At 70.5% G+C, this 584-nt stretch carries 1 protein-coding gene; it reads left to right on the top strand.

The features are described from left to right. Positions 1-190 precede the first annotated feature (190 nt). Positions 191-472, top strand: coding sequence for a hypothetical protein (locus MJ783_RS05400; RefSeq protein ID WP_239308814.1), 282 nt, complete (start codon positions 191-193; stop codon positions 470-472). Positions 473-584 lie beyond the last annotated feature (112 nt).

Here is a 584-nt window from a genome sequence, read left to right as displayed (position 1 = left end):
GCCCGCGGTCCTGAATCACCGGTCCTGAATCACTCGCGGCGGGTGATGCGCCGCGGCCCCGAGCGGCCAGAATCGGTGACGGGAAAGCTCCGGGCTGATGTCGCGGGTCTCGTGGTGGTGGCACCGTCAAACCACCGGCTGACCGACGGCACGGTGCCGGAAAGGTACCGGACGACAAGGCGGCGGATATATGGGTGCGCAGACATACGGCCGTGGCATTCAGCCCAGCCGGCGGCTGCTGGTGGGCGGAGGGCTGCTCGTCGGTATCGGCGGCCTGCTGGGAGCTGCGGGCATGGCTCTGGTCAGCGTCGCCGTGGTGTCGGCGACCCGGCAGTGGGCGCGGCAGCTGGAGGTGCCGCCCAGTGAGATCGCGAAGGTGAAACTCCAGCAGGCCAGGGCCGCCACGGCCGCGGCCACGTCAGCCGGTGCCGACGCCTGGCGGAGCGGAGCCCCGGGCGAGCCTCCATCCTGACCGCTGCCGGTGGCCGTGCCCGCCGCGGCACCTGATCCGATCGCATTGGATCGTCATGCTCCCGACAATGGTGTATGGGCTGTTCGCCACGGGCCTACGGTCGGGAACCATG

Origin of the sequence: Protofrankia sp. Cj3 (genome assembly GCF_917627355.1) — a bacterium.
Classification (GTDB): domain Bacteria; phylum Actinomycetota; class Actinomycetes; order Frankiales; family Frankiaceae; genus Protofrankia.
Note: the sequence above shows the minus strand (reverse complement) of the source record. Positions and strands in the feature narration are given on the sequence as shown.